Annotated in this window: 9 protein-coding genes; 2 read left to right on the top strand and 7 right to left on the bottom strand. The window is 49.9% G+C overall.

What is annotated here, in order from left to right; all coding sequences use genetic code 11:
* Positions 1-380: 380 nt before the first annotated feature.
* From ACTS3T_RS15075 to ACTS3T_RS15055, 5 genes are all read right to left on the bottom strand, one after another.
* Positions 381-4442, bottom strand: coding sequence for a beta strand repeat-containing protein (locus ACTS3T_RS15075; RefSeq protein ID WP_377966161.1), 4062 nt, complete (start codon positions 4440-4442; stop codon positions 381-383).
* Between the two features lie 345 nt (positions 4443-4787).
* Positions 4788-8213 carry a beta strand repeat-containing protein gene (locus ACTS3T_RS15070; protein WP_377966163.1) on the bottom strand — a complete coding sequence of 1142 codons (3426 nt, stop codon included), beginning with the start codon at positions 8211-8213 and terminating at the stop codon, positions 4788-4790.
* Between the two features lie 111 nt (positions 8214-8324).
* Positions 8325-9932 (bottom strand): right-handed parallel beta-helix repeat-containing protein, encoded by a 1608-nt coding sequence (locus ACTS3T_RS15065; RefSeq protein WP_377966165.1) that lies wholly within the window; start codon positions 9930-9932, stop codon positions 8325-8327.
* A 69-nt stretch (positions 9933-10001) separates the two neighbouring features.
* On the bottom strand, positions 10002-13769 hold the full coding sequence (locus ACTS3T_RS15060) for a TonB-dependent receptor (protein WP_377966167.1): 3768 nt from the start codon (positions 13767-13769) through the stop codon (positions 10002-10004).
* Positions 13769-15253, bottom strand: a complete 1485-nt coding sequence (locus tag ACTS3T_RS15055; RefSeq protein ID WP_377966169.1) for a DUF11 domain-containing protein — start codon at positions 15251-15253, stop codon at positions 13769-13771. The genes ACTS3T_RS15060 and ACTS3T_RS15055 overlap by 1 nt, the downstream gene beginning before the upstream one ends.
* 113 nt (positions 15254-15366) lie before the next feature.
* On the opposite strand from ACTS3T_RS15055, the gene ACTS3T_RS15050 reads away from it, so the two are divergent.
* Positions 15367-15519, top strand: a complete 153-nt coding sequence (locus ACTS3T_RS15050) for a hypothetical protein (protein ID WP_377966171.1) — start codon at positions 15367-15369, stop codon at positions 15517-15519.
* 48 nt (positions 15520-15567) lie between these two features.
* Here ACTS3T_RS15050 and ACTS3T_RS15045 read toward each other — a convergent pair whose 3' ends face one another.
* Together ACTS3T_RS15045 and ACTS3T_RS15040 are read right to left on the bottom strand one after the other, a co-directional pair.
* Positions 15568-16128, bottom strand: coding sequence for a hypothetical protein (locus ACTS3T_RS15045; RefSeq protein ID WP_377966173.1), 561 nt, complete (start codon positions 16126-16128; stop codon positions 15568-15570).
* A 102-nt stretch (positions 16129-16230) separates the two neighbouring features.
* Complete coding sequence (locus tag ACTS3T_RS15040) at positions 16231-18744, bottom strand: DUF7925 domain-containing protein (protein ID WP_377966175.1); 2514 nt, start codon at positions 18742-18744, stop codon at positions 16231-16233.
* 976 nt (positions 18745-19720) lie between these two features.
* On the opposite strand from ACTS3T_RS15040, the gene ACTS3T_RS15035 reads away from it, so the two are divergent.
* Complete coding sequence (locus ACTS3T_RS15035) at positions 19721-20152, top strand: tetratricopeptide repeat protein (protein ID WP_377966177.1); 432 nt, start codon at positions 19721-19723, stop codon at positions 20150-20152.
* Position 20153: the final 1 nt, after the last annotated feature.

The raw sequence follows: 20153 nt of genomic DNA, 5'->3' as shown, positions 1-20153 counted from the left end.
TTTTTTCCAGACTGGAAAAAATCCAGCGAGTTTACGCTCTGAGCCGACGACAAATCAAAGGGTTGTCCCCCAGTTTGATAGAAGGGGGAGAGAACTGATTCACGCAAAATCCCCAGCCGCAGAGACTGGGGACAAATAGCCTTGTGGATTTTTTTGCTTACAGGGCACCGCTAAAAGAGCTTTCAGCCTTGCTGCCATCAGCAACTGTGGGAATGTGGCCTTCGGCAGAAAAATCTCCCTATAATCCCTCTCCGGTCAAAAGTGACCAGAGAGGAATCAAGCCTCAACAACCTTCCAAGTCCTATAGATAGCGTACCTGGGTTGCTTTGAACTTACCAACGTTAGCATCAGCCGCTAGACAAGCGATCGCAACCAGCTATCTAGGGAAGTTGAGTGCTATCTACTTGCACCCGAAAACGTACATATCCATAAGAGTTGTTAGGGTTGCCTGCACTGGTAGCATTCGGCAAAGTAGCAGGGGCTTCCACAAGAGTGAATACAACTGCGCCGTTATCGTTAGTAGGATTAGGGCAAGGAATGCTAGGCAAATTACCGCTCGTGAAGAATTCTCCCGCATCCGTATCCAAGCCCGTATCAGACAATGATGTTGCACTCGGATCGCTACCCAATTGCAATGTCATAGAGCCTGGTACATAAGTAGTGTAGGTTGGCACCATGTCACAAATATTCAGGTTTGTCAGAGGGGCATCACCATTAGAGAGGAAGTAAATTGTATATTCCAACTCATCACCCGGCTGGATGTCACTACGACTAATATCTCCAGCTAAATAAGTGCTGATATTGGTAGAACCATCAAGCGGGGCTGGCCAATAGGGATGGTTATCAAATTGTGACTCGTCTGCTGCAGTTGTGGCAGGGTTGTCATAGACATCATCCACGGTGCTGGAGATGGGTATACCATTGATAGCCGTCAGCCGTTTCACCAGAGTTAAAGCTGGATTACTAGCGACCGGAGGTGTAATGATTGCGCCAAATTGGGAGGTGTAGTTATTGCTATCAGTAGTTGTCGCGGTAATGTTATTGGGATCTGTCAGCCCCAGCGTGCCCGCATTGCTAAAGCTACAGCTAAACAAGCCATTACCATCAGCGAGGCAGCTCCCCAGGTAGGTGCGGCCTTCGCCGTGAGGCACATTCAATCCATCGCCCACAACGACTTCACCGTCTTGATCAGCCGGATCGTTATCGGCAATAAAGAATTCCAGCAAAGTATTGGCAAAAGTGGGGCTACCAGCCGGATTGCTACCCACAAAGCCCTCAACCTGTAGCGTACCTGCACTTAACGTAGTAGAAGTGATAACCGGATAGTCGATCGCATCGTTTCCTGGGCCATCTTGAACACTCACATAAGCGCCATCATTTGCTCCGGCATCTAGATCAATTCCTAGTCCGCCATTGTCATAGATAGAGTTACGAGTGATGGTAAATCCGCGCAGACGAGTAATACCAATGCCAGGGCCATCATTCTCTTTGATAACGTTGTTTTGAATTGTCACAGCATTATCGTGAGGGTTAGGCGTTTTGAATGTATAGCCACAGATGCCATTCCAGTTGTCACTAAAGGTATTATCAATGACCGTCATTGAGGCATTGGTAGTGCCGTTAAACTCAAGACCGCAGTCAGCCCCCTCAATTCCAGCAGAATGCCCGGTAATCAAGTTGCCACTGATGATGCCCTGTGGACTGGTGACAGTACCCGCGGGTACACCAAAGTTTCCAGCAAAGCTAGTAAACTCAATCCCTCCGCCTTCATAGTTGAGAGTGCGGTTATTGCTCAGAATTTCGTTACCAGTAATAGTCGTAACAACGTTGGCAGATTCGGTACTAAAAATACCTCGGCGACCACTGTAGGCAATGATGTTGTTTTGAATCGTAGATTCAGAGTTGGCATTGAGATAGACATGGGCTGCATTAGAACGGGTACCTGCACCTGGGTCACTTAGACTCGTTGCCGGCGTACCAATTAAGTTGTCTTCAATCAAAGCTCCTGTACCACGTACAACAATGTCTCCAGCTAAGGGGCCTGTACTGTCTCCATAGCCGTAAATTGAGATGCCTCTTATGGTTTCGTTGTTGCCTTGTAAGTCAAGACCAATGGCTCTGGAGTTTTGACCTCTAATTTCAACTTCAGGTCTATTAAGTCCCGATAGCGTGGGTTCATCGCCTGTGCCTTCGATGTTGTCAGCCCCCGTTCCAACAGGGCCGATGTAGCCAAAGCTGCCAGCGTTACTATCGCCGATGTTGCTAGTCTGGGTAGTGCCATCAATGGTCGTGTCATCATCAGTGATGGCGCTAAAGTTAGCCGTAGGCTGGATAACCGCAACTCCATTGGTAAGTTGGGCTGTCGGAATCATGAAAATAGAGACTTCTTTTCCGGCTGTTTGCCCTGCTTGCACCAGGTTGGTATTATCCAGTTCGTTGCTATTACGAATGAACTGCTCTAGGCTACCTTGACCACTGGTTCTTGTGTTGACAACCGTGTCAAAGTTAAAGCCAAAGTCGATCCCACTGACACCCCCCGTAGCAGGCATACGAACAATAGACCAAGACTGTGTTGTCTGTCCGCCAGGTGTAGCATCAAAGTTGTAGGCTGGAGTATCTTGGTCGGCAGGAAAACGTCCACCGACTTCGTTGGTAATGGCTGTCAGACTACCCGTACCGCTAGGGGACTCTGTACGGAAAGTTTGCACCGGAATAATTTGTTGCCCTGTACTGTTGCTGGGGCGATTAGACTTAACCGTGTCATTGACAACCCGAATACAGTAGGCAGTGTTAGGTTGTAGAGAACCAGAATACAGACCTGTAAAACTAAAAGCACCTGTGGTGGCATTGGCTGTAACGGGGTTGCTGATAACATTGCTACCGCAATTCGTTCCGTCAGAATCACGCAGTTCGATTGTGGCTTGAGTACCTACGTCTGCTGCGCTGTAAGCGGCGTTAGCCGTAGTATAGTTACGACCTGCGCCGCCCCCATAGTTGATATCTTCGAAGATGCGACCGCTGATGATAGGGGTAGAGGAATTTATAGTGATTTGATAGTCTTCGACTTCACCTGCGCTGGCAGCCCCGGTAGGGCCAAGTCCTGTATCTGTGCCATATCGGAAGCGAGCATAAGTTTCGCCAAGGCTAGCATTACTGGGGACATTGACGCTTAGCTCAATAACATTGTTAGCCGTGCCATCAGCATCATTAGCCCCACCGTCAGTGATATCGAGGGCGATCGCTTCACCACTTTCAAAGGTACCGTTGGCATTCCAATCGACCCAGGCACTGAGATTGCCGCTACCTGTGGTAGCAATGTCTAAGGTAACAGTAGAACCAGCGGTGAATACCTGCCCTTGCAAGTCACTCCCACTACGGGTAACACCGTCATCATCGTCAGTGCCATCTGTGTCATCCCCATCGGCACCAACCCCACCATCACCCCCTAACTGGGTGTCGCTTTCGCCATCCGGTAAGGTACTACCTAGATAAACGGTGGGTGTATTAGGTAGAGTGTGGCTAGCATCGCCGTAGCTGTCAGGCGCATCACCATAGTCAGAGACAGCAACTGCTGTAGCTCCTACGGTCAAATCTTGGCTAGCGCTTGCTTCCCGCTCTCCGTTGATTGGAGCATTAGCTGTTTCTTGCTCAACGGTGGCTGTGGCGGGGATATCTACCGTGTCACCATTTTGGTTGTCTTGTGTATAAACGTCACGATTAACACCTCCATCGCTGTAAGGTTGGTTTTGATCACCTACTGGGGTGGTGTCGCCAATAACAACAGTGACCGTATCACCAGCATTCAAGGTTGAATTCAGTTTTACTGGCACACGAATCGTCACCGTTCCACCTGGAGGAATTGAACCATTCGGTAGCCCTAGAGCAGCCGCATCACCCGTACTCACACCCCCTGAGGGAACGCTGATAGGGGAACCGCTCAGATCGGTTGCGGCTGTAGCTCCATTGGCACCATCAGGGTCATAAGCAACAATTTCGATGGCTCCTTGCTGGGTGCCGCCACTGATAGAAGCTGGTGCATCTGGAATGAAAAACTGAGTAGGATCATTACCTACGTTGGTGAGGGTGTAGGTAAAGTACACTACATCTTCAGGGTTAAACGTTCCATCTCCCTGGCTAGGCCCTGCTCCGGTGACACCACTAGCCGCTTCAACCGTACCTGTGCTCGTTACCGTAATACCGGCCACTTCAGCCACAGTGACAATAACTTCGTTAGAAGTGACCTGCTGAAGATTACCCGGATTGTTAGGGTCTTCGAATGAACCTACAGCCGTGTTGCGAATTTCAACCCCTGCTAATGTTCCAGCTAGAGCAGGGAGCATTCCTAGTAAGGTACCACCTGTGAAAAGACTTAGCAGTAGGAACAAACGGGTGTAGCGGTTGAGCCGTGTTTTACGGGAAGATGCCTCTTGAGTTGAATTCATTGGATATCACCACAAATCTAGTAACTAATTGCAGGGCAGTGTTAAGGGCTAAAAGAATTTGTCAGCGCACAAGTTCGGCTTACGGTTAAGGAGCCATTAGCTAACTGACTGGGTTTTGAAAAACTGTAATTACAGGCGATCGCAGAATCTAGAGCTTGTTAGTGGGCGATCGCGCTAAGAAAATGCCTTTATTCTTAATTTTCCCGGCTTTTATAGCTTATTACTCGTAAAAATTGCCGAATTATGAAGGACTTTAAACCTGTAAAAGGCTGCAAATATTACATAGAGCAGGCGTGAGTAATGACGCGGAAAACACGCAAAGCTTAAATAGCTCATGGCTGAAACTTAGTCTACTGTGACTCGAAAACGGATATAACCATAAACTCCAGCCGACAGAGGCGTATTAATTTTATCCACTTGTACCCACAACGCTCCATTACTGTTTTCAGTGCTGGGAAAATCCTGGCCGCTGTTACGATCAGCCCGACAAATCCCAACCCCAGGCACATCAGAGTGCGCCACAGTTGTGTTAGGGGCAAAGTATTCCCCTTCGTCAGTATTGCGGCTGTCATCCCATGAGACTGGCGCATTGGTGCCAAAGGTGAGTTCACCGCTGCCTGCCACGTAAGTAGTGTACGTAGGTACCAAATCACAGATATTCACTTTTCTAATATCAGTGGTACCGCTTGACAGAAAATAGATGGTGTACTCCAGTTCATCATCTGGCTTGACCACACCTGCATTGATTTGGCCTAACAAGAAGCCGCTAGGCCAACCCGGATCGTCATCATCAGCACTGTTAGGATCAGCAACAACCGTGTTGAGGGGAGTGCTGTCGTTGGGATTTTGGCTGCGATCGCCGTTGATCGCTGTAATCCGCTTCACCAGTCGTAAGCCAGGGTCAGTAGCAGGAGGAGCTGCCTCATAGCAGTATTGAAAAGTATGCAGACCAATCGTAGCTGTACTATTGTTACCGACCTCATCCTTACCTGAAATAATGGTGATGTTATCGACAGGGACGGAAATCGTCAGGGTGTAGGTATTGGAATTGACATCCGTGCCCCCAGTTGTACTACTGCTGACGACTGTGTCACTTTGGCCATCGCCATTGGTATCTTTGAGCGTCATACCAGGACTGAGGTTGCTGAAGTTTGCTGCCGTAATTTGAATGGGAGTGCCTTGATAGCTAGCAAAAATAGTAGTCCCGTCGCTGCTATTCAAACCACTGCCTATCATTGAAAAGCTGGTTAGCGGCGTGGGAAAGGATAAAACGTAGGTAGCCTCATTGTTGGTAGGAATATAGTCAGGCACAGTTTGCGGTTGTAAGTATAGGTAGTCACCGATGAAGCCATCAGCCTGTACCTGTACGCCATTAGCCCAAGTACCACTCCCACTCAGAAAAGCACTGAAATTCATAGTGCCGTTGAAAAATGACAGCGGCTGCGAATTCTGGAGCGGCGTGTTGTAAGAATAGTTAGCAGTATTGAACGTAGATGACGAAGGCGATATACAGACTGAACCACCCGTTGAAGGTGAAGGTGCGATCGCAACCTGATAGTCTTCCACCTCACCATCGCTAGCAGCCCCACCGGGTGTATTAGCATTGAGGCTAGGGTCGGAAGTGAAGCGAAAACGGGCATAGGTGATGCTATCGGGGCTACCATTGACGACGATACCACTCCAGGTCAAATCGCCTGCTGGCGTCCCTGCATTGATGGCAACACTTTTATACTCACCCGATTCAAAAGTGTTGTTATTGTTAAAGTCCACCCAGGCATGGAGTGTCCCCGTTCCTGTAGCCACAATCCTGTTTGCAGGAAGAGTGTAACTCGTGTCTCCATCTGTGAGGGTTGGTAGGGTAATGCCATCATCTTCAGCGCCATCCCCACTACCGTCTAGCGGCTTAGCAGCATCAGCCTCGCGGTCGGGCGGGGTAGTTCCCAAATAGATACCGCTGACAACTGTATGACTGGGGCCAACCGGGTCGCTGTTACCACTGTTACCTGCCAATTTGTCGGTACCATAACTGTCAGGAGCATCACCGTAGTCAAAGCAAGTATTAACACTTCCAGCAATACTTGTAGTCAAGTCTGTCAAACTAACTTGTTGAACAACCCCTGCAGTTCCAGCAGTCGCACCATTAGAAGTGTTGTTACGAGATCCGGTATTGTTGGTAACGATTCCTGACGAACCGCCACCTAAATTAGCAGTAATACCGCCTGTCGCATAAACGACACCACCGCCGCCGCCACCGCCTGGGCCATCCAGCTCGACAGTATTATTCTCATTTAAGTCGCCACCAACGCCACCCGCCGCATTAACTGTTAAACCACCGACATTGCCAGAGGCAGTTGCCACTAAGACAGTACCGCCAGCTCCGCCCCCACCGCCAGCATCTGGCAAAGAACCTGCAGGACTATCAATACCGTCTGCGCCTCTAGCATTGACCACACCATTGCCACTAATGCTGCCAGCGCGGATGATCACCATGCCGCCACCCCCACCCCCAGCACCAGAAGGTTTAGCCTGGTCGTTAGTATCACCTGCGCCGCCGCCGCCGCCTAACATCAGGCGCAAAGGGTCAGCTGACAAGGCTTTACCACCAAAGCCGCCTACATAGACATCATACTGAGGCGGTGTTCTACCAGCTTGAGCGTGACCATTATAGGATCTGCCGCCTCTACCGCCATTACCGCCATTAGCGCCTCCACCTCCACCAGAGTTGTGTTCGTTGCCGCCGCCGCCAGCATTGCCGGGTGCTCCCCTGCCTTCATCGCCATTGGGGTAGTTAGCCGCACCCAGATCAGTAGTGACTGTGGATGAACGTACATTAAACGCCCCAAAAGGCTGTATTGAAACGATTCGGGGTGTACCCGCAATTCCTTCGCCCTTAGGGGCATCAATCCCCTGATTCAAACCCTGACTGGTTGTGCGGAAGGGAGAGGGAGATTGAGAACCTCCGTTGTCGTTATCAGCATCACCATTAGGGTTAGAACCGCCTCCCCGAAACCCTAACCCGTTCACATCAACCACACTACCAGGGGCGAATGTGAGCTGCTGGGCCACATCGACAGCCACAATACCGCCAGAGGCACCGTTCCATTGAGCAGCCGTAGTTAGCGTGCCTGTTACCGTAGCACTCGAATACTGAGGTACACGAACAACTTGGTAAGTGCGCTGTCCGTGGGTAGCCGTAGCTGTCTGGTTTCGGTATGAGTACTGGGTAGTCCCTTGAATGGGTATTGACCCACCGCTTATCGGCCCATCTGCAATCACATATTCGTACAGCCCAGTGTTGTTCAAGCTGGTGTAGCCACTTGCCCCTAAAGCTGGTGGTGCGATACTGGTATCGCTAGACACATCTCCACCCACTCCATCTCCATAAGCATCCGTGTTGGTAGAGTTGATGTCAGCATCCTGCATTTGAATGACGATCAACAGGTCGCCTTTTTGGATCGGCGTTTGGTTGCCATTGGGATTAATAGCCCCTACAGGGATGGAAGTTACACCAGCAGCAACAACAGTTTCTGAAGCTCCTGCATAATAGGTGTTGACAATACCACTAATCGTACCTGTCCCGTCTTTGCCGACTACTGGACAAGCAGATGCGTCTTGGGCATAGGCTGTCTGTATGGGGAACAACAGCTGCGAAGGAATCAGACTCCCAGAAACTAAGAGAGTTCCGGCTAGGCTCAGCGCTTTTTTCACTACGATAAATTTAGACTGCTGGCGATGGTTAGTTCCCTGTAAGTCTTTAAATAGAGATTGCATAGGTCTTTTAGGGATGAAGGGACTAAACAGCGGTTTTGACAAAATTTTCCTCATGGGCGATCGCAGAGCAAATTACCAAGCCAGTTCCCTTAGGGAGGAGACACGGCTCAATTAGTAATCGGCTGTACCCAGCTCGGCCAAAAGCCGTATGGTTGCATTGCGAGCAGGTTCTGACGTGCCATAGCGAGGGTCAGTGGCAATGGCGCTAAAGGTATCGCCTGGTTGTAGATTGGTAGCGGTGTAGCTAAAACGCCCTTGTTCATCGGTTTGGATAGTGGCCACAGGTTCGCTCAACGGCCCAAAATCCTCAGTTGTACCCTGACTAAGGTAGAGTTCTATTACTGAGCCGGGGTCAGCAACACCGTCCAAGATCACTTGCCCGTTGCGAATGAGAAAGTCTCTACTCAAAAATTGAGGAGCATTGATTGCATTGTTAGCGGTATCTTGCCGACGGTTGCGGGAATTGCGAAGTGGATTGGGGCCATCACCCCGCTGATAGTGGGTTTCTCCCGTTTGGCGACGGGCTGTGAGGTCAATACTAAGCCCCTTAATAGCCTCAAAGCGATTGTGGAGAATCTGATTGCGATCGCTTTGGGGATAAGCGGCAACGACCACCCCCGGCCCATTTTGCTGACGAATCACGTTATCAATCACCTGATGATCGTTACCCATAAGGTAGATGGCCGCTTGCTCTAGTCGCTGGCCGTTCGCTTCTAGCTGATTGGCCTGAATCGTGACGGCACCGCTCGTCTTAAACAGAAAAACACCGCTGCCATAGCTGCGATAAATTTCGTTTTGCCTGATCTGAGTTCCGGCTACTTCCCCTTCTAGCCGAATTGCATCTGGCATTCCCCGCGACCCATTATCAGTAAATTGATTTTCAGAAATTTCCAGCCCAGTTGCTCGCACCGAAGTAATCACACCGCTGCCACTATGGGCGGCAATGAAGTTCTGCTGCACCACTGTATCGATACCTTGCAGAATGTATACGCCAAAAGCTGAAGGAATCGTAGCGGGTTCTCCAGTCGGCGATATGCCTAGCCAATTTTGCTCAATGACGACTCCTTGAGGTGGAATATTCTCGTCGTTAAATGGTGAATCGCTATTGGGCAGGTACTGTGTGCTTGTATCAGGAGGGGGCAGGCGATGGGCAACCAAAATATCTGCTGGCAAAATTGCTTCATCGCCCCAGTTCTGGGTTGTAAAACCATAGAGACTCAGTCCTCGTACCGTGACGTTGTCAGCCACGATTGTCAACCCTCGAAATACGCCTGAGGTTGCCGCTGTTGTAATGGCTACTGCTGGAGGTGGGGTGTTTGCCTCAACTGCCCCTGACCCATAACCTGGCTGGGTGCTGCCGTCAATTAGTAAGGTGGGTCGTGTAATTTCAGGCAACAGATCGGTTAGCGTAATCGGTGTCGTGGTAGGAAGGTTAAAAGTAATTTCAGGGCGATCGCCAGCCGCTAACCTTTCAACTTGAGCTTTTTCGGCAGCGCTGAGCTGTTCAAGTGTCAGTATTCCATTGCTGAGGCTGATAGCTTCTCGCAATGTCAGTTCGGCATCAGCAGCAACTGGGCCATCCGATGAGCTATTCACTGTTACACGCAGTACGGGTAAATCTTCCGTAGAGCTGACATTGTCGGCGATCGCCAGCGGTGTTGCCAATCCTGTAGCCAAACCAGCTAAAAGTAACGTTTTTAATAGTTGAAACCGTTTCATAGTTTTGCGTTTGAGGGAATGCGCAGAAGTCAGGTGAGTTGCTTGTTTCGGTAACAGCGCTAGATTTGGTTATTCATTGGTAGCGGTTTCAACGGCAGAAACAGGTTGGATGACGGGCTGTGAACCAAAACCATCAAACAAGTTATTAAGCTTGGCTGTAATACCCACATAAAGACCGCTAGCTGAGCGATCGCTGCCAGTAAAATCGCGATCGTTGGCTCCACCAAAGCTATAGCCCGTGTAGAGACGGAGATCTGGCGTCATGTAATACCCCAATTCCAAAGCTCCACCAAATTCGCTATAACCACTGCTGCCAATCCAGCGTGCTTCAGCCGTCAAATCCCAGTCGTAGCCAAAGCGATAAGTGGCTCGTATCTGTGCCAAGTGCACAGCGTTAGTAGAACTAAATTCATCGACTACGACATCTCCTACAGCACCACCAATACGGGTTGAACTATTACGGAAGGCATACTTGCCATAAAGCTCCCACTGCCAGTTGGGGGCATAGATGGCCTCAGCCGAAAGCAAGTGTTCCTCAGAGTTAATGTCGGAGCCGAAAAGAAGATTCGTAGGCAAGCTAGAAGGATTGATCCGATGCTCGTAGCGCAACAAAGCATTAAAGCGATCGTCGTTCGGATCGCGATAAGCCAGCCCTAGCTTGAGGGTGCTAGAACCATTAAGTCCCTCAAGCCCTTGATTAGCAGCACTAGCCCACTCGTAGTTGAAGAGAGCGCTAACGGCAGGGGTCAGGCGGCCTAAAGCAGAAGCTGTGAAGACTGTGTTTGATCCTTGAGATGAGGTGCGGTGTTCTAGGCGGGCATTAGCTTGATAATCCGGGTTGTCTGTATAAGCCAGACCAATGCTGAAGCTATCGCCGTTAGTTAGCTGAAGGGCAGAAGCTCCAGAGCCGACTGCAAAGGGTTGGGCAAAGGTAGCTCCGGCCGCAGTAGAACCATAGAGATTATTAAAGATATGCTCGTAAGCCAAATCTAAACGCAGACCAGGAGCCAATGTAAAGCCTTGGTCAAACCCTATAGCACCACCAATTTGCTGCCCTTCAATCACCGAAAAGCGACCGTGAATGGTTGTATCCGCGCTTAAGTTGTATTCGCCTGAGAGGTCAACCGTCGTAATAGAGTCGCGATAGTTTAGACCGCCATCGCCAAAGAAAATTTGATTGACACCCAACGAAATTCCTGGCATTAGCTGCCAGTTCATACCAAATAGAGTGCGGTTAGGATAAAGGGGGTCACTCTCTGAAGAAAGGTTGAGTTCGTTTTGGGCATAAACAGTAGTGTTGTTGCCCAGATTAGTCGAAAGACGAGTGCGAATTTGATCTGAATTAGCAGTTAGGCGATCGATGGCAGCACGATCGATGCGATCGCGGTGAATCCAGTCTAGTTCTAAGTTGCTGTCACCCAGCCGTTGAGATAAACCAACCGAATAAGTTGTCAGAGAGTTGTCTACCCGGCTACCCGGTAAGGGAGAACTACCAGGTGTAAGCAAGTCTGCTAGCGTGAGTAGCGGTCGGGGAGCGGTACCTTCATTATTTTCTTGATCGAACTGTAGCCGCAGCGCAGTGTCATCTGCAATCCGGGCGTTGATTTGCGCTCCATAGCGAGTTTGCCCCGGTGTAAAGCTGGTTGTAGCCTGATTATTAAAGCCAGGGTCGGTATGGCGATAGTAAGCCCGACCTTGTAGCCAGTCAGAAACTGAGCCATCTAGTTCAACGCGATAAGCCGAACCACTGATTGGCCCCGACAAGTCAAAGTCGCTAGACGAGTAAGCATATTCGGCAATCAGTCTGGTGGTGTCGCCAAAGGAAATTTGGGCATCGGCACCCATGAGTTCAAACTCGCGGTTGCCCTGATTTTCTTGTAGATAGCTCGCACCAATCCAGCTAGATTGGTTGAGCGTGCGATCGAGGTTGTATTGTATTCTGCCGCCAATAATATTAGTGCTTTCGCCTTGGCTTTCATACTGATAGGTTGCAACGATGCGGCGTACCAAAACTTGACCAAAATCATCTACAGCCGTACGCAAGATGGCGTCGCGAAAGAGAACTGTACCGCGATCGTAGTCAATTTCGTAGTCACTACCGCGAAACACTTGCTGTCGTTCAACCACAGTGCCGGGGCGATCGAGTTCTTCAAATTCAATAAAAATGCTTTCGCTACCAGGAACAATCAGGCGGCGGGAGAGAAAGTAGTTGCCGCTGGTTCCGTCAGGGGCGATCGTGTCTCGCTGAAAGCCTTCAATATTGTTTCCGTAAAAGCCCGTCAGCGCCAAATCGCCCAGGTTGTAGTTGAACTTGAAGCCATGAAGTTGACGATTGGTAGCGGTGAAAAGCTGAGAGGCGTTGGAGAACTCTTCAGTGCTGTAGTCTCCCCACATGACGTAGTCACTGCCAGCACCTAATACGGGAGACGTTCGCTCTAATCGTAAGTAAAGGTTGTCAATAGAAGGGGCGATTACATCCCGTTGGGAATCGTCACCATAGACTGGATATTTGTTATCGCAGTTGCTGTCTTGCCGAAATAGCGAAACATTGCCCGCACAGTCTTCATTGAGGGGGCGATCGCTGTTATAAGCTCCAGTAAAGAGCCACTCCCCAATACTGCCTGTTGCGAATACAGCAGCGTCGAGATCAAGTTCATAACGATTGTCACCATCAGCAGGCAAAAAGTCGCGATAGCTGCTGTAGAAATTCGTGCCACGAGCCCCAAAACTCAGATCGACAACCCCACTCACCAAAGTAGGGCGTTGTTGCGTCACAAACTGCACCTGACCAAAAGCTATCAGGGTATTGCTGACGGCCTGTAGCTGAACCAAATGAGCTTCCAGAGAAGACTTTAACTCTGCGGTGAAATACCCATTCTGAGCTTGTACCTGAAATCCAGGCGTATCCGGTGAATAGTCAGCACTTACAAACTCTCCATCACTGGCGGTAAGGGTAACCACCGCATCCCAGGTAGAACGATTGCCGTTTTCGTCAAGGAGTTCACCCTGCACCGTAACGGTTGATCGGCCATCGGCAGCGACTTCTGCTTGCCGTGTCCCAACTGTCAACTCCGTAGGGGCACCCCGTACCTGTACCTCAACCGCAGTCAGGGGAGTGCTATCTCCTTGGGCCGTCACTGTAATTTGGTTGACACCCGATTTTAGTGACACTCCGTACCAAGTTTCAGTCACCAGTCCGGTTTCGGCGTTGGTTTCCGTACGACCAATTAACTCTGTATTCACCACCGAGTCATTGACCCGTAGCTGCACAGTTGCCCCACTGGGGTACTGCAAAATTACTGTGGCTGCGGGTACATCCAAAATGCTGCCAACAGTTGGTGTTAGAATTTGCACCTGACTGGCATTAAAGCGAGATGCAGGAGATACTTCAGACGCTTCATCTGCGGTGGATGGTGTGGTTTCTACCCTTTCAACCAAATTGAGTTCATCAGCACGGCCTTGGGAAACCGTCGCTTCGTTAGCAAAGCGGCCAGCGCTGGCATCAGCCTCAACTGCGATCGCAGCTTGTGATCCAAGGTTAGTGGCAGTGGCTGCCGTGGTTTCCTCTCGGATTTCTGAGAACTGATTAGTTTGAGAGTTACTAAACTGCACACCCGTTTCACCGCCAAGGGTGGTAGTAACGCTGTTACCCGGTAAGGTCACTTGTCCCGCATCGGCAGTGAGTTGCGCATTGTTTTGCTGGGCTTCTTGTTGAGGAGTAGCCTCCAGCGCCTCGGCAAAAGCGGGTTGGAGCGAAGTGAACATGCCAACGCCGCCTGTGACGGTTGCCATTAGGCCAGCACCCAGCCGAGCATGTTTGTTTTGCTGGCGTGACATTATTGAGCCTCCTGTTGAGCAGCGGGTGTAACCGCGAAATTCATGCGCACCATGCCACCCGGAGCCAAATTGACCAGGCGTGACTGGCTATTGCGCTCCCGAACATACAGGTTGGGAGCCAGTGTGTATCCAGGCAAACTGCTAAGGTCAAGCGTTCCAGAACGCCGACCTGGCAGCATATTGGCTACAGAGAACAGTCCGTTAGCATCGGTTACAATGCGGTTGCCATCATCCAAAAAAACCACCGCATTGGGCAGACCTGGTTCACCCGGTTGTTGTTCGCCGTCAAAGTTTTTGTCTACAAATACGCGGCCAATCAGCGTACCGCAGTCAGAAAGAATCCCCGCTTCAAGTCGCATCAAATGGCTAACGGGGCCATCTTGCAAAACAAAATCATTGTCAGTGCGTGCGGCATTGGCGATCGCTGAATTTCGACCTGTCCCCCGTCGAGCATCTGGCGTAATTTGCAAAGCGTAGACAAGGTTGAGAACGCCGTTTGTCGGAAGCTGAACTGGAGTAGAAAAGACTACGGTGTGTCCGTCTCTACTGGCAGTTGCTTCAATGGGCACTATTTGGCCATTGATTTCGCCGCGCACTGATTCTGGCAGAAAGCGAAAGCCGAAAGGAAGCTGGTCTGAAGCACTAACAGCATCAAGCGGCACCTCTGACAAGTTGCGCAGCGTCAAGCGATAAACAGCAGTATCTCCAGGTTGAGCTGCAGCGCGATCGGCGGTTTTGGTGATCTCTAGCTGATTGTTTTTGCACAGCATCACCCCCAAAGCCAGAGAGAAAAGATTCAGCCCCTGCGTTTCGGCGTTAAGCACTTCGACAACCGTGTCTGTCACCTGAATGCCACCCGTTGCAGAGAGAGGTTGACCATCCAAGGCAGTAGCTCGATAGCGGACAATGCTGTTGTTGACCCCACCAGTACTGTTAAGAATTTCCAGAAGCACACGCCGCTCTGGCAAGCCAGAATCACTGGGCGATCGCACCACCAGAATGTATTGGGCACCCACACTGGTTTGCTGCAATCCAGCATTAACAGGGCTGATTAAATTCGCATCGGGGTCGAAGAGAAAGTTGTATTGACCGGCATCCGCGTTTGTTAAAGAGAAGGGGTTGACGTTATCGACGTTAGGCGCTTTGCCACCAGCCACGCCGTTACCCGTTATGTCAGGAAACTCAGTAGGCGTGAGAGTCAGCAAGTTACCCAACTCAATGCCTGAGGCATCAGGCTCATAAAGAGCGATAGAGAATCCCGCATAGTTAGGTAATGGATTACCATCACATCCCAAAATCTGGCCTAGCGGATCTACCAGGGCAGTAGACGTTAGCGCCGTACCACCTGAAACGCCTGTGAATGTATAACCATTGGCTGGATCGCGATAGCTGTAAGCTGCTTGGTTTTGAATGGGTTCGGTAACTGGACTGAGCTGGGCTAGGCTGGTCGTAGACCCGTGGAGTAAGCTGCCAACTATGGCCATAGCAGCTAAGCTTCGCAGCCAAAGGCGTTTATGTCGCTTGGAGTAATGTTTTGGGCGTTTCATGTATGATTCGGATTCTCCGCAGATTCCCTTAGGCCAAACAAAGGAAAAGCATGTGGGCACAAAAATCCCCTGAGGCGACTGCCTCAGGGGTAAGTCAGCCAGAGATCAAAAATGATTGGGAATTAATTGACAAGCTTGAGATTAAAGCTTGGGCAGATGCGGCAGGTGCGATTTGGAGCGTTATGCATCATGCTCAGTGTTGATGAGCACCAGGTTGGGCAAATTAGTTACCCAACCTGATGACAACAGCCTTAGTCCACGGTGACTTCGTAAGTAACCTTGACCGTTTCAGCAGCAGTGAGGGAATCAGCAAAATCCCATTTGACATGGGTGTAGGCTTCAGCTGGGGCGGGCTGCAACTCTACCGTGCCATCGGCTAAGGTCACTTCAACCATGGGCTCTGCCACAAAAGTTTGACCATTATCAATGCTATAGGTCAGTTCAGCCCCATTGTTGCCAGCAGCGGAATCTAAAATGTAGGTCGTTTGCGTGGGAACAGGCTGGGTAATCACTAGATTGGTAGCTTCTAGATCGCCTGAATTAGCGCCATCTACGGTGTAACGGAGAACGTCACCGGGCTGAACTTTGACCTGACCTTCTAGCTGTTCCCAGCTGATTTTTTCTTGACCGTTTGCATCTAGCTCAAGCACTTGCTTTTCAGCACTTAAAGTTAGACGCACTTCAGGACGACGAATAGCTTCTACAATTGCATCCGTCACTTCTGCAATTTGGGCACGAACTGGTTCGCTGCTAACAAAGGGGATAACGCCTGCAACAGCAAGAGCACTTAGACCAACAATCCAACGTTTCATAGTCATGGTTTTCCGAATTGAGTCAACAAGTATTGGGAGAAAGGTGTGACAAACTAAGCGTGTTGTATGGGGTGACAAATCACCCCACTTCACGGTTTGGGTTTAGTTCAGGCGGCGCTGGAAGGTGAAGTTGCCTGACTGTTGAGGCCCAACGACTCCTGAAATAGTGTCTACATACTTCGTGATGTCAGATGTCTGCGTTGTGCCTGACTGATCGGCTGCTGCCGTAGAGCCGCTAGCTCCACTAAAGAAGCCAATGCCACCGCCTCTAGAATCGTTCGCAGTGTTGACAACGTTGCTAGTATCGATAACACCATTTGCGTCTTGGTCGAGTGCCCAGTTGTTACCGTTGGCCCCGGTGCCATCCTCAGTGATGATGACGTTATCAGCTGTAAGAACAACGTTGCCGCTACCCGACTGCTGTTCAGAGATATTGGTATAGGTAATGCGATACTCGATGATGTTGCCGGGTTGCGGTGTCCGAGGTACATCCGCAACAGCAGAATTCGGGTCAATGGCAGGCAATGGGCCAGCACCATCTGGATCAACGGCAGGCGTTGAGTCGAAGCTGCCCTGACCAGCACCGACAGCAGGGCCATCTCCCTGCAGAATGCGAGATAGCTTCACCAGTTGCAAGAAGCCAGTGTAAACGCGATCGATGGTGGTGTTGCTGGCAGAGCCACCGGCGTTGGTGAGTGTCGCTGTGATCGGTACTGGGAACCCACGCTCGATATCAGTAGAAAGCGGCGTGTTGGCGGGGAGATCAACCTCAACACCATAGTCAACCTCTTGTCCTGCCGGAACGTTAACGACGGTGATAGGAGCTGGAGCTGGGCCACCCCCCAGACCTGTAAATACTCCATTGGCCTGATCCCATTCATAGGTGGCTGTGCTGCCGTTGGGGCCAACGATAGTGACTTGGGTGCCATCCGGTAGGTCAGTGGCCGTTGCGGGCGGCGTTGGTACTAAGGTAATGTCGCCAGGATCAGTACCGTTGTTTTGAACCGAGTTGCTAAAGTTAACCGGGCTGGGGTTATAGGTACTGCCAGGAACAGAGCTAGCAGAGGGTACGAAGGCGGATTTGTTGGTGAAGTCGTCTTCGTCACTAGTTGGGCCAATAGCATCAGGCTCATCTAGCGGGCCGTTCAGAAGACTGGCTTGCACAGGATCGTTAAATTGTAGAACGATCGCTTCACCACCATCACCACTACCCGTATTGTTTTTGCCAGTATCTTCACCTGTGTTGGTGAGGTCGGTAGCGTCGTCAATATAACCATCACTCGGTGGGTCAAAATCGGTGGGTTCAACCCCGTCTTCGCCATCCTTTAAGTTGCTGGGCTGTTGGTCACCAGATTCATCCGCTACAACTTTGTTCGGATCAACCGGATCACCAGGGTTAGCAGCTTCGGAATAACCAAAGACTTGAGCCAAGTTAGCAACGTTGTCGCCACTTGTTACTCCGCTGGTAACCACGGTGAAACGGAAGGGTTGAACCGTCGTGCCGGGAGCAATGGAAGCAACTTGTCTGACGAAACCGATGCGAGTAATGTTGGCTGTTGCCCCAGTGCCAGACAAGGCTGCTGCTGGCGTGGTGTACCATCTGGCGCTGCTAGCCAAGGTGGAGGTTGCTTCAGCCGTGTAAACAACCTGCCAGCCAGCCGGTGCAGCAGGTGTTCCTGTCAGAGCGGTACCAGCCGGTACGGCATCAGAAACTAACACGTAATTGGCTGTACCGCCATCTACGCTGAGGGGTAAGGAGTAAAGGGGCCCCGGTGAAACTGGACTACCTATTGGTGCTGTGTCTTGAACTTCAAAAGACAGCTCATAGGTAACCTGGTCGTCAGTAATGATACTTGGATCGCCAGGAATCTGCTCAGAGATTGCTTTCTCTAATTTCACTAATGGGACGGTGAGGGAAGCGTTGCCTACCGTAATTTGTTGGGCATCACTGGCTTCGCGAACACCGTTGGCTGGCGCACCATCTACTTCGCCTGCAGTGCCGTTGGCTAAATCGACGGTATAAACGTCGCCACCATCGGTGTTGAAAAGTTGGTTTTGACCGTTACCAGGGGTATTACCGAGCTGTACGGTAATGATGTCGTTGGGGTTAGCGTTGGAGTCAACTGTGACAGGAACACGTACTTGAACAGTTCCACCGGGAGGTACTGCACCTGTATCGAGAGATCCACCGGAAATAGCGGTAAAGCCTCCGCCTTGATCTACCTCAACTGGGCCGCTAATAACGCCTGGGCCAGTGATATCAGCACTATTAGGGATGCGGAAGCTGGTGGTGTCGTTACCGACGTTGGTAATGACGTAGTTGTAGTAGAGGACATCACCTCTATCAACCGTGTTACCGTTGACATCGTCAACACCTGCGGCTTGAACAGTGATACCCGCAACTTCAGCAACTTCAACCGTTACGGTGTTGGAGGTAGTGGTTAGAGTTGACCCTGGATCGTTAGGGTCGTTGTAAGTAGCCGTGGCTGTGTTGCTAATGGAGGTTCCAGCGGCTGTACCATCTGCCAGTACCGCACCCACCATTTGTAGAGTACCGCCAATTGCAAGAGCAGTGGCAATCAGTGGGCGATACTTTTTCCAACGAGTTTTAGTCATTTTTGACTCTCTTTGTGTGTCTTGAAAACGATAAGTGGAAGAAAGAAGCGAGAAAGAATTAGGCTTCTTTGATGTAGTCAGCAAGCTTTGACTAGAGATTTAGACCAAGACAGATCGCCTTGAATGCCTGCTTTTGAGGGTAATGGAGTCATCTACAGGAAACTATCTGATGGAAAAACCGAAATAATTAGAAATTCTTTCTGAAGCTTATTTTTGAATTTTTGGTTCAAACAAAAGTCAGTTTTAATTTCTGAAAACTCTCGATTTCCACGAACTTAGTATGGTGATTAGCAATTAAAAAATATCTCGTACTTTATGCTGAATTTTTGTTGCTTTTAACCCAGTCAATTAAGCGATTTACACTTAAGTATTTATTGACGTACTTACGCAGCTTACTGATACAAATAAGTGAAGTCGCCGGAAATTGATGCTGTAGACTCAACGCTTTAAGGCCGAACGAAAACTGATATCCGTTAATTAGCAGAATAAATTTCAGCTTTTTGGCTCTGGCCAAAAGCTAAAGAATGCAGACTTTTCTTTAATAGAACTTATGCTTCAGCAGCAGCAGGGTCACTCAAACAGACTGCAGTTGAGGCTTTCAAAGGTTGAAAGCCCTGCTAGCGGCTATTTTTTAGTCCGTCGATAATACTGAAAAAGCTATGACGGGATTTGCTTACGTGTTATCCACAAGCTGTTCAGAATGAATACGGAGAAAGATCGGCGATCGCCTTATGAGATCCATTAGGTATACCGATAAAGGGTCTTACCCCTCAGCAAGATCAGATGAAGCTAATTTAGGTGGCGGGCTTGCTAGAGACCATCATTTTTTGCAATTTGCTTCTCTAATGCGGTCTTTAGACAGGGGTTGCTCACAGGCACGCTCAATGATGTGTGCCTCAAGCAGCCTCCATCAAACTCAAAGTTTTGCTAGCCCCGTATCATAATCGGAGAGGTAGCTAACTGAGTAATTGTCAGCATGACAGATATTTTGGTTTCCACAGAGTTTTGGGTTTGGCTAGGGCTGGTCACCGCTATTTTGGGTTTCGGCGCAACTGCTATGATCAACGCTTACGCTCGGCCTAAGCTTGATGCAGTCCTGGCTTTAACAGCGATCGCAAAGCCCTCTACACCGCTGAACTCTGATGCGATCGCTTGGTTTGATCAAGGTTGCAACGTCTATAACCATAGTCAATATCGAGAATCTAGCGAGCTATTTAGCCAGGTAATTCAACAAGAACCGACCTGTGCAGAAGCGTTTCACAATCGAGGATTAGCTCAGGCTAATTTGGGCAATTACAATCTGGCGGTGGCAGATTTGCTCAAAGCAAGTGAGCTTTATGATCGACAGGAGACTAAAGTCGGCATTGATCGGGTTAAACAAGATTTAGAAGTTTTAGCTCAACGGTAGT

This window comes from Almyronema sp., assembly GCF_052168255.1.
GTDB classification, from domain to species: Bacteria; Cyanobacteriota; Cyanobacteriia; order Phormidesmidales; family Phormidesmidaceae; genus Sphaerothrix; species Sphaerothrix epifaneia.
The sequence above is the reverse complement of the archived record's forward strand: the minus strand, read 5'-3'. Positions and strand labels throughout refer to the sequence as shown.

What these genes read in the sequence shown, in the direction of transcription:
- ACTS3T_RS15035 (WP_377966177.1), top strand. Translation starts at nt 19,721, where the DNA reads ATGACAGATATTTTGGTTTCCACAGAGTTTTGGGTTTGGCTAGGGCTG.
- ACTS3T_RS15075 (WP_377966161.1), bottom strand. Translation starts at nt 4,442, where the DNA reads ATGAATTCAACTCAAGAGGCATCTTCCCGTAAAACACGGCTCAACCGC.
- ACTS3T_RS15070 (WP_377966163.1), bottom strand. Translation starts at nt 8,213, where the DNA reads ATGCAATCTCTATTTAAAGACTTACAGGGAACTAACCATCGCCAGCAG.
- ACTS3T_RS15065 (WP_377966165.1), bottom strand. Translation starts at nt 9,932, where the DNA reads ATGAAACGGTTTCAACTATTAAAAACGTTACTTTTAGCTGGTTTGGCT.
- ACTS3T_RS15055 (WP_377966169.1), bottom strand. Translation starts at nt 15,253, where the DNA reads ATGGCCATAGTTGGCAGCTTACTCCACGGGTCTACGACCAGCCTAGCC.
- ACTS3T_RS15050 (WP_377966171.1), top strand. Translation starts at nt 15,367, where the DNA reads ATGTGGGCACAAAAATCCCCTGAGGCGACTGCCTCAGGGGTAAGTCAG.
- ACTS3T_RS15045 (WP_377966173.1), bottom strand. Translation starts at nt 16,128, where the DNA reads ATGAAACGTTGGATTGTTGGTCTAAGTGCTCTTGCTGTTGCAGGCGTT.
- ACTS3T_RS15060 (WP_377966167.1), bottom strand. Translation starts at nt 13,769, where the DNA reads ATGTCACGCCAGCAAAACAAACATGCTCGGCTGGGTGCTGGCCTAATG.
- ACTS3T_RS15040 (WP_377966175.1), bottom strand. Translation starts at nt 18,744, where the DNA reads ATGACTAAAACTCGTTGGAAAAAGTATCGCCCACTGATTGCCACTGCT.